Origin of the sequence: Arthrobacter sp. QXT-31, from assembly GCF_001969265.1 — a bacterium.
Taxonomy (GTDB): Bacteria; Actinomycetota; Actinomycetes; order Actinomycetales; family Micrococcaceae; genus Arthrobacter.
In genome coordinates, this window is sequence record NZ_CP019304.1 from 2070076 (window position 1) to 2092873 (window position 22798).

General features: G+C 67.4%; 22 protein-coding genes and 1 riboswitch. Of the genes, 9 read left to right on the forward strand and 13 right to left on the reverse strand.

Annotation, left to right across the window (positions count from 1 at the left end):
* The first annotated feature begins 91 nt into the window (after positions 1–91).
* The 4 genes from BWQ92_RS09390 to BWQ92_RS09405 all read left to right on the forward strand — a co-directional run bounded on the left by BWQ92_RS09390 (position 92) and on the right by BWQ92_RS09405 (position 3982).
* Positions 92–1270, forward strand: a complete 1179-nt coding sequence (locus tag BWQ92_RS09390) for a Gfo/Idh/MocA family protein (protein ID WP_157365126.1) — start codon at positions 92–94, stop codon at positions 1268–1270.
* Positions 1267–2283 (forward strand): sugar phosphate isomerase/epimerase family protein, encoded by a 1017-nt coding sequence (locus BWQ92_RS09395; protein ID WP_076799281.1) that lies wholly within the window; start codon positions 1267–1269, stop codon positions 2281–2283. Before BWQ92_RS09390 ends, BWQ92_RS09395 begins: the two co-directional genes overlap by 4 nt.
* Before the next feature lie 203 nt (positions 2284–2486).
* Positions 2487–3281, forward strand: coding sequence for a FadR/GntR family transcriptional regulator (locus BWQ92_RS09400; protein ID WP_076799282.1), 795 nt, complete (start codon positions 2487–2489; stop codon positions 3279–3281).
* Positions 3278–3982, forward strand: a complete 705-nt coding sequence (locus tag BWQ92_RS09405; protein WP_076799283.1) for a cache domain-containing protein — start codon at positions 3278–3280, stop codon at positions 3980–3982. Before BWQ92_RS09400 ends, BWQ92_RS09405 begins: the two co-directional genes overlap by 4 nt.
* 16 nt (positions 3983–3998) lie before the next feature.
* On the opposite strand, the gene BWQ92_RS09410 is transcribed toward BWQ92_RS09405, so the two are convergent.
* The 6 genes from BWQ92_RS09410 to BWQ92_RS09435 all read right to left on the reverse strand — a co-directional run bounded on the left by BWQ92_RS09410 (position 3999) and on the right by BWQ92_RS09435 (position 10116).
* Positions 3999–4991, reverse strand: coding sequence for a substrate-binding domain-containing protein (locus BWQ92_RS09410; RefSeq protein ID WP_076799284.1), 993 nt, complete (start codon positions 4989–4991; stop codon positions 3999–4001).
* A 117-nt stretch (positions 4992–5108) separates the two neighbouring features.
* Positions 5109–5639, reverse strand: coding sequence for a YbhB/YbcL family Raf kinase inhibitor-like protein (locus BWQ92_RS09415; RefSeq protein WP_076799285.1), 531 nt, complete (start codon positions 5637–5639; stop codon positions 5109–5111).
* 25 nt (positions 5640–5664) lie between these two features.
* Positions 5665–6630, reverse strand: a complete 966-nt coding sequence (locus BWQ92_RS09420) for a carbohydrate kinase family protein (RefSeq protein ID WP_076803625.1) — start codon at positions 6628–6630, stop codon at positions 5665–5667.
* Between the two features lie 66 nt (positions 6631–6696).
* Positions 6697–7875 carry a fatty acid desaturase family protein gene (locus BWQ92_RS09425; RefSeq protein WP_076799286.1) on the reverse strand — a complete coding sequence of 393 codons (1179 nt, stop codon included), beginning with the start codon at positions 7873–7875 and terminating at the stop codon, positions 6697–6699.
* Positions 7876–7889: 14 nt separating this feature from the next.
* Complete coding sequence (locus BWQ92_RS09430) at positions 7890–9008, reverse strand: ferredoxin reductase (RefSeq protein ID WP_076803626.1); 1119 nt, start codon at positions 9006–9008, stop codon at positions 7890–7892.
* A 286-nt stretch (positions 9009–9294) separates the two neighbouring features.
* Positions 9295–10116: an alpha/beta hydrolase gene (locus BWQ92_RS09435; protein WP_076799287.1), complete on the reverse strand. Its 822-nt coding sequence runs from the start codon at positions 10114–10116 to the stop codon at positions 9295–9297.
* Positions 10117–10319: 203 nt separating this feature from the next.
* Between BWQ92_RS09435 and BWQ92_RS09440 the strand changes: the two genes are divergently transcribed.
* The 3 genes from BWQ92_RS09440 to BWQ92_RS09450 all read left to right on the forward strand — a co-directional run bounded on the left by BWQ92_RS09440 (position 10320) and on the right by BWQ92_RS09450 (position 14001).
* Entirely contained in the window at positions 10320–11426 is a 1107-nt protein-coding gene (locus BWQ92_RS09440) for a GTP pyrophosphokinase (protein WP_076799288.1), read from the forward strand.
* 6 nt (positions 11427–11432) lie between these two features.
* Entirely contained in the window at positions 11433–12935 is a 1503-nt protein-coding gene (locus BWQ92_RS09445; RefSeq protein WP_076799289.1) for a SulP family inorganic anion transporter, read from the forward strand.
* A gap of 181 nt (positions 12936–13116) precedes the next feature.
* Positions 13117–13281: riboswitch (cyclic di-AMP (ydaO/yuaA leader) on the forward strand.
* A 3-nt stretch (positions 13282–13284) separates the two neighbouring features.
* Complete coding sequence (locus BWQ92_RS09450; protein ID WP_157365127.1) at positions 13285–14001, forward strand: NlpC/P60 family protein; 717 nt, start codon at positions 13285–13287, stop codon at positions 13999–14001.
* A 238-nt stretch (positions 14002–14239) separates the two neighbouring features.
* Here the strand turns inward: BWQ92_RS09450 and BWQ92_RS09455 are convergent, their stop codons facing one another.
* The 5 genes from BWQ92_RS09455 to BWQ92_RS09475 form a co-directional block, all read right to left on the reverse strand.
* Positions 14240–15379, reverse strand: a complete 1140-nt coding sequence (locus BWQ92_RS09455; protein ID WP_076799291.1) for a GGDEF domain-containing protein — start codon at positions 15377–15379, stop codon at positions 14240–14242.
* A gap of 101 nt (positions 15380–15480) precedes the next feature.
* Complete coding sequence (locus BWQ92_RS09460; protein ID WP_377957999.1) at positions 15481–16821, reverse strand: LLM class flavin-dependent oxidoreductase; 1341 nt, start codon at positions 16819–16821, stop codon at positions 15481–15483.
* A gap of 28 nt (positions 16822–16849) precedes the next feature.
* Positions 16850–17767, reverse strand: a complete 918-nt coding sequence (locus BWQ92_RS09465; RefSeq protein WP_076799293.1) for an ABC transporter permease — start codon at positions 17765–17767, stop codon at positions 16850–16852.
* A complete protein-coding gene (locus BWQ92_RS09470) occupies positions 17767–18675 on the reverse strand; it encodes an ABC transporter ATP-binding protein (RefSeq protein ID WP_076803627.1) in 909 nt (302 codons plus the stop codon). Before BWQ92_RS09470 ends, BWQ92_RS09465 begins: the two co-directional genes overlap by 1 nt.
* 330 nt (positions 18676–19005) lie before the next feature.
* Positions 19006–19509, reverse strand: coding sequence for a LacI family DNA-binding transcriptional regulator (locus BWQ92_RS09475; protein ID WP_076799294.1), 504 nt, complete (start codon positions 19507–19509; stop codon positions 19006–19008).
* A 295-nt stretch (positions 19510–19804) separates the two neighbouring features.
* Between BWQ92_RS09475 and BWQ92_RS09480 the strand changes: the two genes are divergently transcribed.
* Positions 19805–20023, forward strand: a complete 219-nt coding sequence (locus BWQ92_RS09480) for a hypothetical protein (RefSeq protein ID WP_076799295.1) — start codon at positions 19805–19807, stop codon at positions 20021–20023.
* A 2-nt stretch (positions 20024–20025) separates the two neighbouring features.
* Here the strand turns inward: BWQ92_RS09480 and BWQ92_RS09485 are convergent, their stop codons facing one another.
* Entirely contained in the window at positions 20026–21480 is a 1455-nt protein-coding gene (locus BWQ92_RS09485; RefSeq protein WP_076803628.1) for an APC family permease, read from the reverse strand.
* A gap of 112 nt (positions 21481–21592) precedes the next feature.
* Positions 21593–22336, reverse strand: a complete 744-nt coding sequence (locus BWQ92_RS09490; RefSeq protein WP_172804270.1) for a LysR family transcriptional regulator substrate-binding protein — start codon at positions 22334–22336, stop codon at positions 21593–21595.
* Positions 22337–22399: 63 nt separating this feature from the next.
* Here BWQ92_RS09490 and BWQ92_RS09495 point away from each other — a divergent pair, with 63 nt between their 5' ends.
* The gene (locus tag BWQ92_RS09495) at positions 22400–22798 is read left to right on the forward strand and encodes a DUF5997 family protein (RefSeq protein WP_076799296.1); all 399 of its coding nucleotides are present in this window, start codon (positions 22400–22402) and stop codon (positions 22796–22798) included.

Below are 22798 nucleotides of genomic sequence, written 5' to 3' on the forward strand. Positions count from 1 at the left end.
TCGCGCCTCTATCGTGTTTATGGAGCGCTCCATTCTTGCCCTGCGTCACACCGGCAGGGTCCCACAGAGCCCGTTTCAAAGGAGAAAACCAATGCCCAAAGACATCGGCGTCGCCGTCATCGGGGCGGGCATGGCCGGCAAGGCCCACGCCGCCGCCTACCGCACCGCAACCGCCCTGTACAGCCCCGTCCTTCCGCCGGTCCGGCTGGTCTCCATCGGCGACGTCAACCCGGAATTCGGCTCCCTCGCCGCCCGGCGCTTCGGCTACGAGCGCAACGACACCTCATGGCAGGCCATCGCTGAGGCCGACGACATCGATGTGGTCAGCGTCGTCATCGCCAACTCGCTGCACCGGGAAGTGGTGGAAGGCCTCCTCGCCGCCGGCAAGCACGTATTGTGCGAGAAGCCGCTGAGCGACACCCTCGAGGACGCCCGCGTCATGGCCGACGCCGCCCGCAACGCCTCCTCGATCGCGCGCATCGGATTCACCTTCCGCCGCACCCCCGGCATCGCCTACATCCGCGACCTCATCCAGAACGGGACCCTGGGCAAGGTGCTGCACTTCAGCGGCCGCTACTGGACGGATTACGGCTTCAGCCCGGAGGCCCCCATGAGCTGGCGCTACAAGGGCGGCCCCGGATCGGGCGCGCTGGCCGACGTCGGAAGCCACCTCGCCTACGTCTCCGAGTTCCTGTGCGGTGACATCAAGTCCGTCAGCGGCGGCCGCCTCAGCACGGCCATCGACAAGCGGCCCCTGCCGCTGGGCGCCGTCATCGGACACGACCACGCCGCCGTCAGCGACACCTTTGAGGCCGTGGAGAACGACGACTACGCAGCCTTCTCCGCCGAATTCGAAAACGGCACAGGCAGCCTCGAGGTCTCCCGCGTCGCCGCCGGACACGCCAACAGCCTCAACTTCGAGGTCTTCTGCGAGAACGGCGCCGCCAAGTTCGACCAGCGCCGTCCCGGCGAGATCCAGCTGTTCCTCAACGACGGCTCCGGCCACGAGAGCGGCTACCGCCAGGTCAGCCTCGGCCCCGGCCACCCCTACATCGCCGGCGGCCTGGCCATGGACGCCCCCGAGGTCGGCTTCGGCCAGAACGACGCCTTCGCCTACCAGTCACGCGCGTTCCTCGAGGAGGTCGCCGGCCTCAGCGAAGAGGAATCCCTGCCGCGCTGCGCCACCTTCGACGAAGGCGTCCGCAACATGGAACTGCTCGCCGCGGTCACCGAATCGGCCCTGAACAACGGAAAGAAGATCACGCTATGAAGCTCGGCGTCTACAACGCGATCCTGCACGACCGCCCGCTCCCCGAAGCGCTGAAGGTCGTCGCCGGCCTGGGCCTGACCGGCATCGAAATCAACTCCGGCGGGTTCCTGCCCGCGGTGCACGTGCCCACCTTCGACCAGATCCTCGAAAGCGACGCCGCCCGGGACGACTATCTGGCCATCTTCGAGGGCACCGGCGTCTCCATCGCCGGGCTGAACTGCAACGGCAACCCGCTGCACCCAAACCCTCTCATAGGCGACAAGCACGCCGAGGACGTCCGCCGTTCCATCCGCCTCGCCCACCGCCTCGGCCAAAACCGTGTGGTCACCATGTCCGGGCTGCCCGGCGGGGAACCAGGCGCCACCGTGCCGAACTGGATCGTCAACGCCTGGAACTCCGCGGCCCTGGACGTCCTGGACTACCAGTGGGGCGTCGCCGCGAAGTTCTGGAAGGAAACCGACCGGCTCGCCGCCGACCACGGCGTCAAGGTCGCCCTGGAACTGCACCCGCAGAACCTCGTCTTCAACCCCGCCGACGTGTACAAGCTCGTCGAACTGACCGGCGCCACCCACGTCGGCGTTGAGCTGGACGCGTCCCACCTGTTCTGGCAGCAGATGGACCCGGTCGCCGTCGTCCGCGAGCTCGGACCCCTGGTCTTCCACGCCGCCGCCAAGGACGTGCGCGTCAACAAGGACACCGCCGCAATCTACGGCGTCCTCGACAACCGCTTCCGCCGGCTCTCCCCCGAGGAGAACCGCACCAACCTCGGCGGCGACGAATGGGCCAACGAATGGCCCAAGCCCGCCGCGTGGGACTTCGTCGCCCTCGGCAAAGGCCACGACACCGCCTACTGGACCGAGTTCCTGCGGGCCCTCCACGAGGTGGACCCCGACATGCTCGTCAACATCGAGCACGAGGACGTCGAACTCGGCCGCATCGAAGGCCTCGAAGTAGCCGCCAAAGTCCTCAAGGACGCAGACGCAGCCCTGGCCGCCTCGCTCGTCAGCCCCTAGCCCGGGAACAGACACCGAAGCAGGAAGCCTGCCAGCCGCGAGCTGGCAGGCTTCCTGCTTTGTCTTCTCATCCGTGAGTTCCCGCCCGGGCGGCACGCCTGCTGCCGCTTTCGGGCAGGACGGTCGAGGGGACCGGCAGAAGTCGATAGTCTAAAACTTATTGTTATCTGTTGAGATCGCGCGACGAGGAGCGGCCCGGCCCCATGGCGAAAGAAGTGAGGGATGATGGCGGATCCGTGTCCCTCCGCGCCCTGGAAATGGCGGCCCAGGTCCGGACCCAGAACCAGGACATCTCCGGCCGCGCCGAACAGGTGACCCTGCAGCTCGAAAGCGCCATCGGCATGGGACTGCTCAACCCCGGCGAGCGGCTTCCCCCGGAATCAGTCATGGCCGAGCACATGGGCGTCTCACCCCTCACGCTGCGGCAGTCCCTTGCCGTGCTGCGAAGCAAAGGCCTCCTTGGCACCCGCCGGGGCCGCGGCGGCGGAAGCTACGTCGCTGGAGTGCTCCCGGTGCGGGAAGCGGAGATCGCCCAGCAACTGCGCCGGCACAAGAGCGATGACCTGCGCGACCTCATCGACCTCGCCGCGGCGACTGCGGGCTCGGCGGCGCGGCTCGCATCCAGGCGCTCCGATGAGCAGGACGTGCGGCGCCTGCGGAAACTCGCCCAGCGCTTCGCCTCGAGCTCGGAGCCGCACATGCTCCGGCAGGCGGATGCCCGCCTGCACATTGGGCTGGGCGTGGCAGCGCAGTCCCGCCGCCTTACCGCCCTTCTGATCCAGATCCACGCCGAGCTGTCCCCGCTGACCTGGGGGCAGGCGTGGCTTGACGCGCAGTCGACAGCCGTAGCGGAGCACGAGGCACTCCTCGAAGCCATCGAGCAGGGAGACCCCGCGGCGGCGGAGAACACCGCCATCGCCCACTTCGAACGGGAAGGTGCCCTCATCATCAACCAGCGCCTGGCCATCCTCACCTCGGACCTGGCGGACCAGCGGTGACGGCCGTCGGGGAGGTCCTGCAGTCAACGGCCCGTGCCCTCGGGCAGAGCCTCGAGCGTGTTTTCGCCGACCTTGACCGGCTGGCCGAAGCCACCACGAAAATCCTGGGTGAGCCGGGCACCTCGAAAAGCAAACTCGAAGCTCTGAGGCCCGTCGTTGAGGACATCGTCCTCCAGCACGGCGGCCTGGTGGACAGCGCCGGCGTCTCCGTTGCCCGGGGCCTGTTCAGCGACGCCGACGCCTGGCACCAGTGGTGGAGCCTCGTTGGGGGAAAGCTGGTGTTTATCCCCCACAATCTCAACCCGGCCTCCATCAACTACTACGACTACACGGAAATGACGTGGTACGAGCGGCCGATTACGTCCGGCCGGCCCGAACTCATCGGCCCGTACATCGACTTCGGCGGCGCTGACATGAAGATCGTCACCGCGTCACGGCCCGTGCTGTATGAGCAGCGGACCGTGGCGGTGGCGGGCGCAGACCTCTCGATGGAGTCCATCGAGCGCACCTTCCTGCTCAACCTTGGGCGGCGCGAGGAACACGTCGCGCTGGTCACGGAAACCGGCAAGATCGTCGCCTCCAACAGTGCGCGGTTTGCCCCCGGGACCCGCTTCGAGGGTGCGCCCGGAGGCCCTGGCTCCGTAACCGTGCCGGTGGCAGACCTCGCCGCTTCCCCATGGCACCTGGTCGCGAGCGACTGAATTTTGGCGGCCCGGCCTACCGGATGCCCTGGTCGGAGAACTTCACGACGTCGGCTGCATTGGACTTGTCAACGATGGTGGGGCCGGTCAGCACGGGCTGCCCGCCGCCAAGCTTGAAGCCACCCCGCTTGACCTGCCACAGGGCATCGACGGAACCGTAGCCCTGAAGCCAGGGCTGCTGGTCCACCGTGAACAGCACGGTGCCGTCGGCGATCTTCTGGGCCAGGTCCTTGTTCAGGTCAAAGGAGGCCACCTTCGCCGAACTGCCCGCGGTGGCCACGGACTTCAGCAGGGTCAGGGTGATGGGTGCCCCCAGCCCGATGATGACGTCAGCGTCCTTGGCTGCCTGCAGCTTGGCCGTGGCCGTGGACTCAACGGAGGTCATGTCGGCGCCGTTCACGTACAGGATCTCCGTTCCCGGAACCTTGGACTTCACTCCCGCGCAGCGCGCTTCCAGCCCCACGTGTCCCTGGGCCTGGATCACGCAGACGGGGTGCCTGAAGTTTTCTGCAGCCAGCTTTTCACCCACCGCCTGGCCTGCGAGCTCCTCGTTGGAGCCGAAGTGCGTGAAGGCCCCGAGTTCCTTGGAGACGGACTCGCCCGCGTTCAGGCTCACGATGGGGATTCCGGCGTCAGAGGCCTTCTTGAGGGAATCCTTCAACGCACCGGGCGTGGCCAGGGTGACTGCGATCCCGTCGACTTTTTGGTCCACCGCCTGCTGGATCAGCTGCGCCTGCCGGCCGGCCTCGGGATCGTTCGTGTAGAGCAGCTCCACGTTGTCCTTGGCGGCGGCCTCCTCGGCGCCCTTCCGGACCGTGTCCCAGAAGGTGTCACCCGCCGGAGCATGCGTGATCAGGGCGATCTTCATGCGCGGCGTTGATGCCGCCTGGCCGCCGCCTCCGTTGTTGGCTTCCGGTGTCCTTCCACCCTGGCTGGAGCATGCCGTCAGGGCCAGCATCGGGACCGCAACTGCGGCGACCGCAGCGCGGCGCCAAAAAAACTTCTTCACTGGTGATCTCCTTCGATCCCATTCAGGTGTGAGCGAGCGCACTTGGAGCGCTCCATAAAGTGACAATAAGAGCAGGACTTTGTCCTGTCAATAGTGCTATTCCGGCGGTGGGCGCCGCTAGCGCTGGTAAACGCCGGTCAGTGTGGCCGTACCCAGCAGGTGCCGGGCAAGTTCGGAACCCAGGGCTGCAGGCTTGGCGCCTGCCCCGCCCGGCAGCTCCTCGACGTCCAGCGCGTAGACGGTGAAGATGTAGCGGTGCCGTCCGTGCCCGGGCGGCGGGGCCGCCCCCAGATAGCCGCGGAAGTCGCCGTCGTTCTTCAGCTGCACAGCCCCGGCCGGGAGCTGCGGGCCGCCCTCGGCTCCGGCACCTTCCGCAAGCGAGGTGACGTCGGAGGGGATGTTGAGGACGGCCCAGTGCCAGAACCCGCCGGCGCCGGGAGCGTCGGGATCAAACACCGTGACGGCGTAGCTCCTCGTGCCGTCCGGTGCCCCGCTCCAGCTCAGCTGCGGTGACTCGTCGGCGCCGCCCGCGTGCATCCTGCCGCTCCGCTGCGGCGGCGGCAGGGTCTCGCCGTCCTGGAAGGACCGGCTGGTGAGCCCGAACGCGGGGACGTCCGGCAGGTTGGAAAACGGGCGCGGCGATGTCATGGCTGCTCCTCAGGTGGCGGGAACTTCAGGTGGTGGGAACTTCGGCTTCCTCTGCTGCTGCTTCGATGTGGTTGAGCTCCGCCCGGGTGGGCGGGTTGGCGCCGGGACGGGACACCGTCACGGCTGCGGCGCGGGAAGCGTGGGCCAACAGGGCGGCGAGCCCCTCGGCCGGCAGCTCCCGCAGGTCCGCGCGGTTCTGGGCCCCATCCAGGCCGCGGTCCACCACGCCTGAAAGCAGTGCGGCCATAAAGGAATCGCCGGCGCCCACGGTGTCCGCCACTTCCACGCGGGGCGCCGCAAACTCGGCCTCTCCTGCGGCGGTAATCCCCCACGGCCCGGCCGCGCCGCGCGTCACCACCACCATGGCCGGCCCCTCCGTGCCGCCCAGCGCCAGCCAGCGGCGTGCGGACTCCAGCGGGTCCACCCCGGGGTAGAGCCAGGCGAGGTCCTCGTCGGACGCCTTGACGATGTCCGAGAGGGTCACGAACTTTTCCGCCTGCCGGCGGGCGTAATCCACATCCGTGATGATGCTGGGACGGCAGTTGGGGTCAAAACTGATGGTCGACGCCGGGTGGGCGTGTTCGACGGCGGCCAGCACCTCCGTGGCACCCGGCGCCAGCATGGTGGCTATGGAGCCGGTGTGCAGCAGCCTGCTTCCCTGCAGCATGAACGGCAGCCGTTCGCCCAGGCCGGGAAGCTCCCAGGCGAGGTCGAACGTGTAGGTGGCGGCGCCGTCGTCGTCCACCAGGGCGGTGGCAACACTGGTGGGGAGCCCATCCGGAGCCAGCGGCAGCATGACCGAACTGGACCTCAGGTGGGCGGCAACCGCGTCCCCGTAGGCGTCTCGGCCGTAGCGCCCGATGAACTGCACCGGATGCCCCAGGCGGGCAAGCCCGACCGCGACGTTGAGCGGGCTGCCGCCCACATGGGCTTCGATTCCGGAGCTGCGCTGGACCACGTCAACGAGGCCCTCGCCGATAACAGTGAGCATGGTCATACTCTGCCAGAGAACGCCGCCCGGCGCTCGGGTGGGCGGCAACGAAGTTGCCGGACGCCGCTATGCCTTCTTTCCCGGCAGCGCGAGCTTGAAGACCTTTCCCCAGGAGGATCCAACCTGCTTCAGCAGTGGCCCGGTGGTGTACGGCAGGCCGTAGCGGCGGCAGATTTCCTGCACCTTCGGCGCCACTTCCCCGTACCGGTTGGAGGGCAGGTCCGGGAACAGGTGGTGCTCGATCTGGTGGGACAGGTTACCGGTCATGATGTGCATGAACTTGGATCCGGAGATGTTGGCCGAGCCGATCATCTGCCGGACGTACCAGTCGCCGCGGGTCTCGCCCTCGACCATTTCCTCCGTGAAGGTGTCCGTCCCTTCGGGGAAGTGGCCGCAGAAGATGACCGCGTGGGCCCAGACATTGCGCACGGCGTTGGCCGCGAGCGTTCCGAGCAGGGCCTGTTTGCCGGAGCCGGTCAGCATGGCCACGGCCGGCGTGGCGGCGTAGTCCTTGGTGAACTGCTTGAGGGCTTTGACGCCGAGCGCCTTGAGGTCCCGGGCCATGGCCTCCTTGCTCTTCTTGCCCTCCTTGTATTCGACGAGCTCGAGGTCGTAGACGGCGATGCCCCATTCGAAGATCGGGGCCAGGATGGCGTTGTAGAGGGGGTTCCCCAGCGCCCGCGGCGTCCACGGCTGGTCCTCGTCCATGCGCAGCAGGTTGTATCCGACGTCGTTGTCCTTGCCCACCACGTTGGTCCAGCGGTGGTGGAGGTCGTTGTGGGTGTGCTGCCAGGAGCGTGCCGGGGTCACGAAATCCCACTCCCACGTGGTGGAGTGGATGTCCGGATCCCGCATCCAGTCCCACTGGCCGTGGAGGATGTTGTGGCCGATCTCCATGTTTTCCAGGATCTTGGCGAGGCTGAGCAGGCTGGTGCCAAGGACCCAGGCCTTTTTGTCCTTGCTGGCCAGCAGCGCTGCCCGGCCGCCGATCTCCAGGCCGCGCTGGATCTTGATCATCCGGCGGATATACGCGGCGTCGGAGGAGCCGCGCTTGGCGAGGATGTCATCCCTGATGGCGTCCAGTTCGCGGCCGAGCTCTGCCACCTGCTCGTCGGAAAGGTGCGCCGCGGCAGGCGGGCGCACGGCCGGCCGGCCGGAGGCGGCCAGCGCCCCCGGCCGCGGTTTGGCCGCCGGCTTCTCGGCGGACGTGGTGCTCGCGGCTGTGCGATCGGATATAGCTGTCATGCTGGTGTTGCTCCTCAGATGTCGAGGTTAACGGGCCCGGCGGCTGCCGAAACACACGTCTGGATCAGTTGGCCCGGTTCACCGTGAACTTCACCGGTGCGCAGGTCCCGGACCTGCCCTGCACGCAGGGGCAGCAGGCAGCTGTGGCAGATGCCCATGCGGCAGCCGCTGGGCATGAGGACGCCGGCATCCTCGCCGACGTCGAGAAGGGGCGTGTCGCCGTCGGCCTCCACCTCACGGTCGGAGGCCTCAAAGGTGACCAGGCCGCCGTCGTGCCCCTCGCCCCCGAGCAGGCTGGTGTTGAAGCGTTCGATGATGAGGTTGACGGGGTCCGCGGCGAAGGGCCCTGTGGCCGCCTCTTTGCCGGAGGACCCGGCGGTCCCGGGGTGGGCGGCCGCCTCCGCTGCCCACAGCGCTTCGGCGTCGTCGAGGAAACCTTCCGGACCGCAGGCGTAGGCGGCCCGGCGGCGCCAGTCGGGGCACAGGGCGTCGAGTCCGGCGGCCCGGCCGAAGTCCATCCGGCCGCGTTCGCCCGTGTACCAGTGCGTGACGCGGAAGTTGGGAAACTGGTCAGCGAGCTCGGAGAGTTCCTCGCGGAAGATGCTGTCCTCCGGGGTCCGGGCCGAATGGATCAGCACCACGTCGGCGTCGGGCCGGTGCGGCACGAGCGTGCGGACCATGGACATCACGGGGGAGATGCCGCTGCCGGCGGTGAGCATCAGGAGCGGCCGCGGATGTTCGGGGAGGACAAAATCTCCCTGCGGCGGGGCAAGGAACAGGACGTCGCCGGGCCGTGTGTTGCGGACCAGGGCGCCGGACACGGCACCCATGTCGCTCACGGTGATGGCCGGGTCCTCGCCCGCCGGGGCGCTGAGCGAGTAGGAGCGCCAGTGCCGGACGCCGTCGAGCTCCACGCCGATCCGCGCCCACTGGCCGGCTTTGTGGGCCTTCCAGCCGCGGCCGGGCCGGAAATGGATGGTGGCCGAATCAGCTGTTTGGGGGACAACCTTGGTGACCACGCCGCGCAGCTGCCGGGCAGAGAACACGGGGTCAAAGAGCGCGAGGATATCCTCCGGCGCGAGGGGAGTGGTCAGGACGGACGCGGCGCGCGCCAGCTTTCGAAGCCGGATCAAGCTGTCCACCGCATTATGGGTTCACCCACGTGTATCTCCTAGTGAAACCCGGGATCGTAACAAGCAAAAGTACCGCAGCCCCCACGTACAAGCGTCCTCTATGCCGGCGCCGGGGGCAACCGGAGTCCACTTTGGCGTGCGATCAGGCAAGGCGGGGTTCCTCCGTTGTGGCGTCTGCGGCATGTGCGGTTGATGATAAGCATACTTACCGCCGGAGTGCATATATACCGCTAAGCCCGTAGCTACAACGAACGGACGCTCCGAAAGTTCCCTGCCTGGTCCCCGCCTACAGCAGGAGCAGCTCCTGGACCAGCTCGCGGCACTTCCGGTACGACGGCGCCTTCGGGTCAATCAGCGCGAAGTGGTCGCCGGGGACCTTGACCACCTGCACCGGGGCGCCGGCCGCCCGGGCGGCGGTGGCGTAGGCCTCGGACTGGCTCACCGGCACGGTGTCGTCGTCGAGGCCGTGGACCGCGTAGACCGGGATGGTGAGCGGCACGGCGCTCATCGGGTCGGCGTATTTGTGGCGCTTGGGGTACCTCTCGGCGGAGCCGCCCAGGAAGTTGCTGACCGCGCCGTTGCTGAGGTCCAGCCACTCCGCCTGCGCGAGGTTGAGCAGCCCCGACTGGCTGACCACGCCCGTCAGGTGAACGGCCTCGCCGTTGAGGTTCCTGGCGACCTGCCGGTCGGCGTCGGCCGCGCCGAGTCCTGCAAGCCGGTCCCGCCCGGCCGCCCAGACGGCCAGGTGGCCGCCGGCCGAGTGCCCCAGCGCCACCACACGGTTCAGGTCGAGGTCATGTTCGCCGGCCACTTCACGGAGCTTGTCGATCCCGGCGAGGACATCCTCGAACGTCCGCGGCCAGCCGCCACCGTTGCCGGCGCGCCGGTACTCCAGGTTCCAGGCCACGATGCCGTGCGCCGCGAGGTCCTTCGCCAGCGGCTCGCCCAGCTCGGCGCCGTACTGCGAGCGCCAGTAGCCACCGTGGATCACCACAACAATGCCGCGCGGGGCAGGCATCCTGCCGTTGCGTGCGGCAGGTGTTTCCGGCAGGAAGAGCTCGCCCCACTGGCTGGGGTGGTCACCGTAGTGGTACTTCTGCCGCTTCACTGCATCCTCCTAGGATCCTTCGAACGGGGCGCCGGCCCCTCCTTGCCGCCGCCAGCGCACCCGGGATCCGGATTGCAGCTCACGACTGCACACAACAGCCATGTGCCGAGCCTACATGGATGCCGCTTCCGTGGGGCAGAAGGGGCTGCCGAGGCAGGGGTGTCACCGGAGCTGCTGTCGCACGGCCTTGATAGTTTGGAACCATGGCAAGCAACTGGGATCGCCTGGACGTCACGCAGCGCGACTCCGTGCAGGAAAACGTGGAACTGTATGAGCGTGTCCGGCCTGCCCTGAAGCTTGTCACCCGGGAAGTCCTGCAGATACTGCGGACCATGCTCAAGGACACCGAGGTCACCCCGCTGTTCGTCACCGGCCGGACCAAGACGGTCGATTCCTTCCGGGAGAAGATTTCCCGCACCGAGGAACCGCTGGAAGCCGGCGGCCCGCGGCTGCTGAAGTTCCCGGACCCGTTCCGGACGCTCAATGACATGGTGGGCGTGCGGGTCATCACCAAGCTGCCGGCGGAGAACGCCTTGGTGGCCAACCTGATCAAACGCCAGCGGCACCTCTTCGACTGCCGCGGGGACCGCGAAAAGGACATCGGCTCCATCGAGTCCGGAACGTACGGCTACTCCAGCCGGCACCTGATCCTGCGCACCCTCCAGAACGATGTGGTCAAGAACTACCAGCAGGTCTTCAACCCCGACCTCCCGCCCAACGGCAGCTACTTCTTTGAATGCCAGATCCGCACCGTCTTCGCGCACGCCTGGAGTGAGATCGAGCACGATATCCGCTTCAAGGCCGAGGACCCGCGGGCCTGGACACCGCACTTCGACCGCCAGTTCACGGCCACCGCCGCGATGCTGGAAACGGTGGAGAGCGCCTTCGCTGACCTGCACGAACGCTACGAGGAGGTCCGCAGCTACTGGGACCTGGACGGAGAGGGCGCGGCCCAGCTCACCCCCAACCGTATCCGGGACGTGTGGCGCACCCTGCTCCCGCACGTAGACCGTAAAGTAGACGATGACTGGGGATGGGCGGCCGAACTCCTGGCGGCCCACGGACTCAAGCAGACCGTGCAGCTTGCCGGCCTGCTCAGCGCCAACCGGATCACCGAGGTCCGCAGGGCCCTGGATCACCGCTACTCCCCCGGCCCGGACCGCTTGCTGGATGACCTCCTGCTGTGGCAGTACGGCACCAAACACATCGACCTCACCGCTGAGGCGCCCGACGCCGTCCCCCACCCGCGGCGCGACAGCCTCCTGCGGCGGCTGAAGCAGATCGAGCGCTACCGCCAGACCAAGAAATAGAGTTTCATGAAGCCCGAACAGCTCCAGTCCGTCCGGGCCACGCTCCGTTCCCCGCGGCGCCTCAAGACCGAGGCCCTCGCCGGACTGGTGGTGGCCCTTGCCCTCATTCCGGAAGCCATCGCGTTCTCCGTGATCGCCGGGGTGGACCCCCGGATCGGACTGTTCGCGTCCTTCACCATGGCGGTCACCATCTCGTTCGTCGGCGGCCGGCCCGCCATGATCTCGGCCGCAACCGGCGCCGTCGCCCTGGTGATCGCACCGCTGATGCGCAGCCACGGGCTGGACCACCTGATCGCCGCGGTGATCCTGGCCGGGGTGTTCCAGATCCTGCTGGCCGTCCTGGGCGTCACCCGGCTCATGCGTTTCATTCCGCGTTCGGTGATGGTGGGCTTCGTGAACGCGCTGGCCATCCTCGTTTTCATGGCCCAGCTGCCGGAACTGATCGGGGTTCCCTGGCCGGTGTATCCGCTGGTGGCCGCGGGCCTGCTGATCGTCGTCGGCTTCCGCAGGATTACGACGGCGGTGCCGTCACCTTTGGTGGCCATCGTCCTCCTGACGGCCCTCGCCGTGGCGGCCGGGATCGATGTCCCCGCCGTCCAGGACAAGGGCCAGCTGCCGGAAAGCCTGCCCACGCTGTTCATCCCGAACGTGCCGCTCACATGGGAAACCTTCCAGACCATCGCCCCCTACGCGCTGTCCATGGCACTCGTGGGACTGCTGGAATCGCTGATGACAGCCAAGCTCGTGGACGACATCACCGACACCCGCTCCAACAAGACCCGCGAATCCTGGGGCCAGGGCGTGGCCAACATCGTCACCGGATTCCTGGGCGGCATGGGCGGCTGCGCCGTGATCGGGCAGACGATGATCAACGTCAAGGGTTCCGGAGCCCGCAGCCGGGTGTCCACGTTCCTCGCCGGCGTCTTCCTGCTGGTGCTGGTGGTCGCCCTCGGCGACATCGTGGGGCTCATCCCGATGGCGGCGCTGGTGGCGGTGATGATCTTCGTTTCGGCCATCACCTTTGACTGGCATTCGGTGGCACCGGCGACGCTCAAACGCATGCCCAAGTCGGAGACCGCCGTCATGCTCATCACCGTGGGCACGGTGGTGGTCACGCACAACCTGGCAATCGGCGTCGGCGTCGGCGTGCTGGCGGCGATGGCGATGTTCGCCCGCCGGGTGGCCCACTTTGCCACTGTGGAGCGGACGGAAATGGAGCTCAACGGCCGCACCGTGGCCACCTACACAGTGGACGGCGAACTCTTCTTCGCCTCCTCCAACGACCTCTACACGCAGTTCGACTACGCCCGCGACGCCGAGCCGGACATCGACGGCGTGGTGATCGACCTGCACGCCTCGCATCTGTGGGATGCCTCCACCATCGCCGTCCTGGATGCGGTCACGGAGAAATACCGCCGGCACGGGCGCGAGGTGGAACTGATCGGCCTTAACTCGGCCAGCATCCAAATGCGGGAACGACTCGCCGGAAAACTCAACGCAGGAGCGTGAGGTTAATCACGTTACGCGCCCCGAAATCCCTTATCTGACGCGGATCATCCGCGGATGAACGACACGGTGCCGTTACCTTAATGTGACATTGCGGGGAAGCCTCCCGTACGGTGGAAAACGTGCCTTCTTCACCGATGAGGCACTCCCGCGCTGATTGCCTAACTCTGCCGCAGCCCGAGGAACCAATCGAACACCCATGTCAGGCAGAGACGGGGAAACCACTTTTCGGCCCGCTTGAAGCTGGCCTTGGGGTGAAGCCGCGCAGTCCTGGCCATGCTCAGGGCCGCGGCCGGGTGCCTCCCATCCGAATCCGACAGCTCACCTCGCAGGCATCGGGAGAGGCTTCTTCATGTCGTTCCGCTTTAATTCTGGCCGCCGTGCTGCGGTCATCCTTGCCGCATCCGGACTCGCCTTCACCGGCACCGTCGCAGCCAACGCCGCGAACGTTCCGGCACAGCAGGCACAGGCTCCCGCTGCCGCCCCCGCGGCCGCCAACCAGATCCAGGTTCCGCTGACCGCTGCCTCCAGCGTCAAGATTGACTTCGAGCGCCCCGCGGTCACCTCGGCCCCGGCTCCCGCGGCGGCACCCGTCGTCGTGAAGCCCGCGGTGAAGAAGGTTGCAGCACCTGCCGTTGCCGCGGCCCCCAAGGCTGCGCCGGCACCGGCAGCTGCCGCACCGAAGATCACCGTCAAGGCCGCCGCTCCGGCTCCGAAGGCGCCTGCCAAGGCCCCTGTTACGGCGGCCGCAGGCGTCAACGCCGCGATGCTGGCCTCGGCCCGGTCCCAGATCGGCATCACGCAGGACTGCACCGCCATGGTTGAGAAGGCCCTCGGCGCCGCCGGCATCCGCGTGGGTGACCTCGCACCGATGCAGTTCCTGAATCACGGCAGGGTCGTTTCCACTCCTCAGCCCGGCGACATGGTGGTCCAGTCCGGCCACGTGGCCATCTACGCCGGCGCCGGCAAGGTCATCAGCGGCGGCATGAACGGCATCAACGCCACCATGGAGCACCCGCTGTCCTGGCTCACGGCCACAGGTCCCGTCACGTTCGTGCGCGCGGCCTAGCAGAGGCAAGACCGCTGTGTTCCGCTGCCTTGGGGGCGGCGGAATACAGCTGTCCCCCCAAGGTGCTCCCACCTTTCTATAAGGATCGCGGGACACACTGGCTATGCCTGATGAAAGACCGCAGTCTCCGGCTGCGAGTCAGGGCCGCCGGGTCCGGATTGTCCCCCCATGCATTCCGGATCCGGTGCCTGCCAGCCGCAGCGTGCTGCACCTCAGCCTCAGCCTCAGCGGTTCCGGTTCACCCCCGGACAGTACGGTTCCGCCCCTGGGACTTGGCTTCGTACAGGGCAACATCCGCGGCCGCGATGACTTCGTCGAGGTCCGCGGTTTTCGCGTTGTAGGTGGAGATACCGTAGCTGACGGTCGGCATCCGCATCAGTTCCGGGATGTGCTGGCCTGCCAGCCTCCTGCTGATTTCCCCCGCAATGATCTCAGCACTCTTGGGTCCGGCACCGGGAAGCAGGAGGATGAACTCCTCACCGCCGTAGCGCCCGGCAAGGTCCGTGGACCGGACCGCTGCACTGCAGGCCTCGGCAAAGGCCTGCAGCGCGAGGTCACCCGCCGCATGGCCGAAGGTGTCGTTCACCGCCTTGAAATGGTCAAGGTCCGCCAGGATCAGCGAGCCCCCGCCATTAGCCGCTTTGCTTCGCGCCAGCTCCTCGGCCGCCGCCTCCAGGAAGGCGCCGCGGTTAAGGAGGCCTGTCAGGCCGTCCTGCGTGGCAACGGTCCGCAGCGCCCGCGTCTGCTGCTCGGTGCTGAGCCCCGCCATGCTGAACGAAACCACCACCAACAGCACCATAGTCACCATGGTGGTCACCGCGGACCCGAAGAACGTGACGAAGACGGCGCCGTCCTGCCCGTTGATCAGGAAAGCAAGCAGCCGGCAGAAGTAGAAGACCGCCACACCGCCCGCCGCGATGGCCATGGGGATCCTGACCCGGGAATAGCCCGGTTCCAGCCGCCACAGTTCATGCGAAGCCAGGCCGATGAGCGCCGCCATGGACCCCAGGAACACCGCTCCCCCAGCCCAGACGTTGGAGCCGGGGTTGTCGACGGCGGCAGCCACCCCGGCGAGGAGCGGCAGGGCCGCGGACAGCCACGGGCTGGGTTTGAGGTTCCGGAGGGAGCGCGCACCTGCCCAAACGCACGCCGCACCGGAAACCAGCATGACGTTGCCCACGGGGTTGGCCCAGACCTGCTGCGGCGTTCCGTTCATGAGGAAGAACGTCGCGCCGAGGAGGAACAGGAGCAGGGCGGCGCACCACCAGGCGCTGTAGGGCGAGCGCGTGCTGCGGTAGGTTGAAAAGTAGAAGAGCAGGGCCAGAATCAGGGCCATCGCGGCAAAGGCGATCCGAAGTGTCGCCGTGTCCAGGATCATTCCGGCCCCCTAGAATCCCGATCCAATGCACACCAGTATGGCACCCCGGAGCCATCGTGGCGGCCTGCTGGCCCGGAAGCCCCTCCGGACCAGCAGGAGGCCTAGACTCCGGCGGGCACCGCCTGCGCAAACCCGTTCACGGGACGTGGCAGTCCGTAGTGCTCGCGCAGCGTGTGCCCCGTGTACTGCTGCCGGAACAGCCCGCGCGACCGCAGGATCGGAATGACGTGGTCCACGAAGGCGTCCAGGCCCGAAGGCAGCACCGGCGGCATGATGTTGAAGCCGTCGGCCGCCCCCTTTTCAAACCACTCCTGGATGGCGTCCGCCACCTGCTCGGGCGTTCCCGAGAAGGTGCGGTGCCCGCGGCCCCCGCCCAGCCGGCCGATGAGCTGCCGGACCGTGAGCCGTTCCCGCCGGGCGAGTTCGACGATGAGCGTGTACCGGCTCTTGGCGCCTTCGATCGCGTCCTCCGAGGGGAGGTCCTCGGGCAGCTGTGCATCCAGCGGGAGGGATTCCGGCGCGACCCGAAGGACGCCGGCCAGCTGCTTGCGCGCGTGTTCGGGGTGAATGAGCTCATCAAGCTGCTTTTCCAGCTGCCGTGCTTCGCGCTCGGTGGAGCCGATGACCGGGACAATGCCGGGAAGGATCTTGATGTGCTCCGGGTTCCGCCCCGCTGCCGCTGTCTTCCGCTTGAGGTCGGCGTAGAAGCGCTGGGCCTCGGCCAGCGTCTGCTGCGCCGTAAAGACAGCCTCGGCGTAGCGGGCGGCGAAGTCCTTGCCGTCCTCGGAGGAGCCGGCCTGCACGATGACGGGATGCCCCTGCGGCGAACGCGGTACATCCAGCGGGCCCTGGATCCGGAAGTACCGGCCGGTGTGGCCGACGGTGTGGACGCGGGAGCTGTCCGCCCAGACTCCGGCGGCCTTGTCCCCCACCGCGGCGTCGTCTTCCCAGCTGTCCCAGAGCTTCCGGGCTGCATCGAGGAACTCGGCGGCGCGCTCATAGCGGCGCCAGTGGGCGGGCTGGTCCTCCAGCGAGAAGTTCCGCGCGGCGGCCTCGCCGGCCGTGGTCACCACGTTCCAGCCGGCCCGGCCGCCGCTGATGTGGTCCAGGGAGGCGAACCTGCGGGCCAGGTTGTAGGGGTCGTTGTAGGTGGTGGAGGCGGTGCCGATGAGCCCGATGCGCCTGGTCACGGCGGCGATGGCGCTGAGCAGGACTGTCGGCTCCAGCGTGCCGTAAGGGCGCTGGCGCACGTCGCCGTGCAGTACGGGAGAGTCGGCGAAGAAGATCGAGTCGAACGTGCCGCGTTCGGCGGTGCGCGCGAGCTGCTGAAAGTGGGCCACCTTGGTACCGGCGAAGCTGTCGTTCCCGGGCAGCCGCCAGGACGCCTCATGGTGTCCGGTGCTCATCAGGAAGGCGTTCAGGTGGAGTTGGCGTTCAGGCATGGTCAGGTTCCTTGGGTTTGGAGGGCGGTCAGGCGGTCCGGGAGCCGACGGCGGTCCGCCAGCGGGAGAAATGGCGTTCGACGGCGACGAGCAGGTAGTTGACCAGCAGGCCGAGCAGGGACACGGTCAGGATGCCCGCATACATGTCCGGGATGAGGAAGCTCATCTGGGAATTCACGATCAGGTAGCCCAGGCCGGCCTTGGCACCGACCATCTCGGCAGCGATCAGGACGAGGATGGAGGAGGTGCCGGCCATCCGGATGCCCGTGAAAATGGTGGGTACGGCCGAGGGAAGGATGACCTTCTGGAACAGCTGGAAGTTGGACAGCCCCAGTGAGCGGGCCGCCCGGATGAGCAGCGGGTCCACGGTGCGGACGCCCGCGATGGTGTTCAGCAGCACCGGGAAGAACGCGGCGTAGGCAACGATGCTGATTTTGGACGTCTCCCCGATGCCCAGCAGCAGCGTGAACACCGGGAGCAGTGCCAGCGCCGCTGTGTTCCGGAAAACCTCCAGCAGCGGGTTGAGGAAGCGGTCAAGGGCCCCGTACCAGGCCACGAGCAGTCCAAGTGCGACGGCGGACACCACGGCGATGCCGAAGCCGCTCGCAGAGCGGCTCAGGCTGGCCGCGAGGTGGTTTTGCAGCTGCCCGTTTGCAATAAGGGCGCCCAGCGCCTCAAGCACCTCGTGCAGGGGCGGAAGGAACACCCTCGTCGATGCCGGCGCGAGGTAGGTGGGCCCCAGTTCCCACAGCAGCAGAAACAGGATGATCGCCCCGGCACCCCACACGGCTTTGCCGCCCTGCACGGCGTACAGGCGCAGCCTGGCCGCCGGAGTCCGGGCGGGTCCCGGACGCAACGCCGGCGGGGCCGGCGCCGTTTCCTTCCCGGCGGCCTGCTCGGGACCGGTGCGGACTTCCGTTTCCTTCGTCAGTGTTGGCGTGCTCATCAGGCTGCCTTTCCGGTGGTGATGGTCCTGGTTTCGTCCGGCGCCGTTCCATCGGGCTGGATCTTTGCGTGCCCGGCCTCCTGGGCCCGGCGTACCTCGTCATGCAGCAGCGACCAGACCTCGTGCCGGTGTTCCACGAAGGCCGGGTTGGAGCGGACGTCCTCGTCACCGGAGCGGTCCCCGAGGTCGATGTCCACGATTTCCTTCAGCCGCCCGGGCCGGGAGCTGAGCACCGCGACGCGCTGGCCGAGGTACACGGCCTCGTCGATGCCATGGGTAATGAAGATGATGGTCTTGCCCGTGGTGGCCCAAATGCGCAGCAGCTCGGTCTGGAGCTGCTCGCGGGTCTGGGCATCCAGCGCGGCAAACGGCTCATCCATCAGCAGGATGTCCGGCTCATAGGCCAGGCTGCGGGCAATGGCCACGCGCTGCTTCATGCCGCCGGACAGCTCATGGGGGTACCTGTCCTCAAATCCGCCGAGGCCCACAAGCTCCAGGTATTCGCGCGCCTTCCCGGCCCGCTCCTTTCGGGTGTAGCGCTTCCCGTCGCTGCCCACGCCTTCCAGGCCGAAGGATACGTTGGCCGCCGCCGTGCGCCACGGGAACAGCGCATACTGCTGGAAGACGACGGCGCGGTCCCTGCCCGGGCCGGCGACTGCCCGTCCGTCCACCAGCACCTGGCCGGTATCCGGTTTGGTCAGTCCTGCCAGGAGGTCCAGGAGGGTGGTCTTCCCGGATCCGCTGGGGCCCACCAGGGTGATGAACTCACCGGCGGAGACATCGAGGGAGATGCCGTCCAGTGCGGTCAGCACCGACCCTTCCGGGTTGTCCTTGCTGGGCCGCACCGTGAACTTCTTGGTGATGTTTTGAAGGCTGATTTTCGGTATCGGCCCGGTTCCGGAGGTCATGGTGTGCTTCCCTTCAGCAGGTCGTTCAAGGCGTTTGGTGTCCACCATGAGAGCAGAGTTAAACCACCGCCTGAAGGGGGCGGTCACGAGGGGAAACGGGGCGTAACCTGCCGGTCGGGGCCGCGGCCGGCAACGCCGGGACGCGCAGAGACTTCAAAGTAAACAGGGCGTAATGGCGGGCGTCTTCCGGCGACACCGGGTGACGCATGGCGACAGACGCGCACCGCGAAGGGCGCCGATGTTGCGGCCGGCTACGGACAATGACAGGCCGGCACCACCCTGCCCCGCGCCCTGTACCTGCAGGTGGCGCGCGCCGGGCAGGGATGATTGTTACGCGGCTGCCGCCATCCGGTCCATGAGCAGCGCGACGGCCTGTTCGGCGTGCACCGATTCGGAGATAACCACCTGCGCGATGCCGCGCCTGGCCAGTTCGGCGATGGCACGGTCCTCTTCCTCGCTGGAGGGCAGGACGCCCACGATGACGCCGTCGGCGCCGCCGGCCAGCATGAACTGCCGCCACGACCGGCCAAGCAGGATGACCGGCTGGTAGCCGTGCCGGGGAAGTATCGCGGCAGCGGCCATGGCCAGTGCCCGGTCGGCCGGCCATTCAAGGTCCTCAATGGCGATGGCCACCACGTCCGTCCTGCCGCGGCGCATTCCCCGCGCCGCCTGGTTGGGCACGTAGCCGAGGTCGTCGACGGCGGCCATGACCCGTTCCTGCGTGGACGCACTGATCCGGGTGGTGCCTCCGCTCCTGCCGGACAGCACGTAGGACACCGTAGTCAGTGAGACCCCGGCCCGTTGCGCAACGTCCCGGATGGTGGGGCTGGACATGCTCCTCACTGTTTCTCCTATCGATTCTCCACAGTTTCCGGTTGTGGAAGTGGTGCGTCCCGGTACCTTCCCCGCTTTGTTCATGGTGCGCCGAGTGACTTCAGAAAACCTTGGAAAGCAGCGTCCTCAGGGGCCTGTCCCACCCGAATTGGTGGGATGCCGCAGCTGCGCCAGGCACCGGCAGGGGTGGGACCCCCCAGGTTGGCCGCCGCACGTGCCGCAGCTCCGGCTGGCTCCGGGTTATTCATAACGGACCGGCGGCAGACTGCCCCCGGGAGCAAAGGAGCGTGGTCGCATGCAGGAGGAAGGCCTTCGGCACCAGATCATGGGTGTGATCACCCATGTCCTCAATGACGAGGCCACCGACTCGGAGGTTCGGATGGCGCTGTTGCGGCATCTCGGCGAAAACCCCGGACGCCCTGAGCAGGCGCTGCTGGCCCATCTCCGCGATTTCCGGCGGCCTGGTTCTGGTCCTGGCAGCGGCCGCGGATCATCCCGGGCTGGTTCCGCCTGACATCATGCGGTCTCGTTCGCTCCCGAGCCCGCCGCGCGGTTGGTCCTCCTGTTGACCAGCCATGTGACCAGCCACAAAAGGACGCCAATTGCCATCAGTCCACCGGCGATCTGGTACTGGATGGCGCTCCGGCCGACCCACGGACCGGCGAGGAAGGCACAAAGAAGCGCAGCGACGAGCGGCAGCTGCCCCGGCGAGGTGAAGAACACCTCCCTATTGGGGTCCCTCCTCCGGCGAAGAACAAGACACGCCACGTTCACCACGGTGAACACGCACAGCAGCAGGAAAGCGGTGGTGCCGGAAAGGTTCGCCACGATGTTGCTCTCGGGATCGCTGGTGACGTACCAGATCAGCCCCAGCGCGAGGACCGTGGAGAACGCGATGCCGGCCCACGGAGTCCGCCGGCCGGGCAGCACCTTGCCCAGCGGCCGCGGCAGGACGTCCTGGCGGGCCATGCCGTAGATCAGCCGGCTGGCCATGAGCATGTTGATGAGAGCGGTGTTGGCCACGGCGAACACCGCCAGGAACGGGAAGATCCTGTCGATCGGGAAGTCCGGCGAGCCCTTGTGCACCACCTCGAGGAGTGCAGCGCCCTCGGCTTCCCTGATTCCCGCGAGTTCGGTGGGTGTGAGCACGGTGACCACGGAGATGGCCACCAGCATGTAGAGGATCACCGCGATACCCAGGCCGGTGAGCATGGTCCGCGGAAAGATCCGCTCGGGATGGTGGGTTTCCTCGACCATGTTCACCGAGTCCTCGAAGCCCACCATGGCGAAGAAGGCGATGGACGTGGCCGCGGTGACAGCAAGGAACAGGCCCTTGTCCTGTCCGTCTGTGAAGACAGTGATCTCTTCGAGGTTTCCTCCGCCCTGCGCCATCGCGTAGAAGCCCACCCCGATCACGATGCACAGTGCGGTCATCTCCACCAGGGTGAGCACCACGTTGAATTTCACGCTCTCGCCTACGCCGCGCAGGTTGATCACTGCCAGCAGGAGCATGAAGCCGAGCGCAACCGCGGTGACGGCCCCCTGCCCGGGGGCGTCGATCCAACCGTTGATCTCGAGGCCGCCGAAGAAGTTCTGGGCGAGCACGTTCGCCGACGTCGACGCGCTGGTGATGCCGGAGCAGACAACGGCGAACGCCACCAGGAAGGTGACGAAGTGGATACCGAACGCCTTGTGGGTGTAGAGCGCGGCGCCGGCTGCCTGCGGGTATTGCGTTACCAGCTCAAGGTAGGAAAATGCGGTCAGCGTCGCCACGACGAAGGCCAGCAGGAAAGGGAGCCATACGATGCCTCCCACCGTGCCGGCCATGGTCCCGGTGACTGCGTACACGCCCGCACCGAGGATGTCGCCAACGATGAAGAGGAGCAGGAGCTTTGGTCCGAGGACCCGCTTGAGCTCGGGCGCGTCGCCTTCCGGGGTTGCGTCGTACACTTCATCGGACGTCTTGCTCATGTTGACCTCCACAGCGGTGCCGTACCTGGGGCGCGGCCGGACTTCCGGCCTCGGGCGTAACTCACTTCACTGTGACCCCGCCAACCCGCTTTGGCAACACCGGCCAGCGCAGTTACCGCCTGCCCTTCTTCCGCGAGCCGCGGCCCCGCCCCTTGTCCGGATTGGGGGCGTAGCGCTGGGCGACTTTGGGTTTCTGCCCGCCGGTCCCGGCGTCGCGGCGGTCCGGCTTAGGCGCCTTCTTGGGTTTCTCCTGCCGGGCGGAGGGCTGCCGCGAGCTCTGCGCCGTGCGGCCGCGGACAATGCCGATGAACTCTTCGATCACGTCGTCCGTGGCGTCGCTGGGCCAGGCGAGTGCGATCTGTGTCCCCGGCGCCCCCGTGAGGCGGCGGGCCACGGTGTCTTTGACGTTGAAATGCCGCGCTACGGACATCGGAAGTATCAACAGGCCCGCGCCGGACGCCACCACCTGCAGGGCGATTTCCGCCCCGCCCAGTTCATCAGCGTCGAGGAACGTTTCCTCGGCAAGGTCCTCCAGCGCCACGTCCTCGAACACGCTGATTTCATGTCCCTTGGGCGCCACAACCACGGGCTGTTCCTCATACAGCGGGATGACGTTGAGGCCTTCGCGCTCCACCGGGAGTCGGACAAAGCTGAGGTCCGCCGAACCGTCACGCAGGACGGAAAGCTGGCTGCCGCCGTCGGACATGAACGAGCGCACGGGAACGTGCGGCATCCGCTCCTGCCAGCGCCGGACCCACTTGCCCGGCGTTACGCCGGCAACGTAGGCGAAGCGGAGCTCGCGCGGCGGGGAGTCCGGGGCGGCCGGGTCCAGGGTGGGTTCGTCTTCAGCGGGCACACCTTCACACTACTGCCAGGCATCCTGGTCAGGGGACGCGGTGCAGCCGGATACCCTTAACGCATGACCTCTGCTAACTCCCAGTCCATGAAGCCGGCCACCGCTGCCAAGAAGCTTGGCATCTACCTGCCTGCGACACCCCAGGAGTTCCAGGATTCAACCATCACCCGCGCGGAGTTCGCCGAGCTGCAGTCCAACCCGCCGGAGTGGCTGGCCGAACTGCGCCGCAACGGCCCGCACCCCCGTCCGGTGGTCGCCCAGAAACTCAACATCTCCATCAGCGGACTCGCCCGCGGCGGCGTAGAAGAGGCACTTACGACGGCGGAAATCACCGCGCTGCTGCAGGCTCCCCCTGCATGGCTGGTTGCCGAGCGGGCCACGCACGCCGCCGTCCGCGCCGAGGCCCAGCGGGTCAAGGAAGAGGCTGCCAGGAAGGCAGCAAAGAAGGCGCGTCAGGGCTAA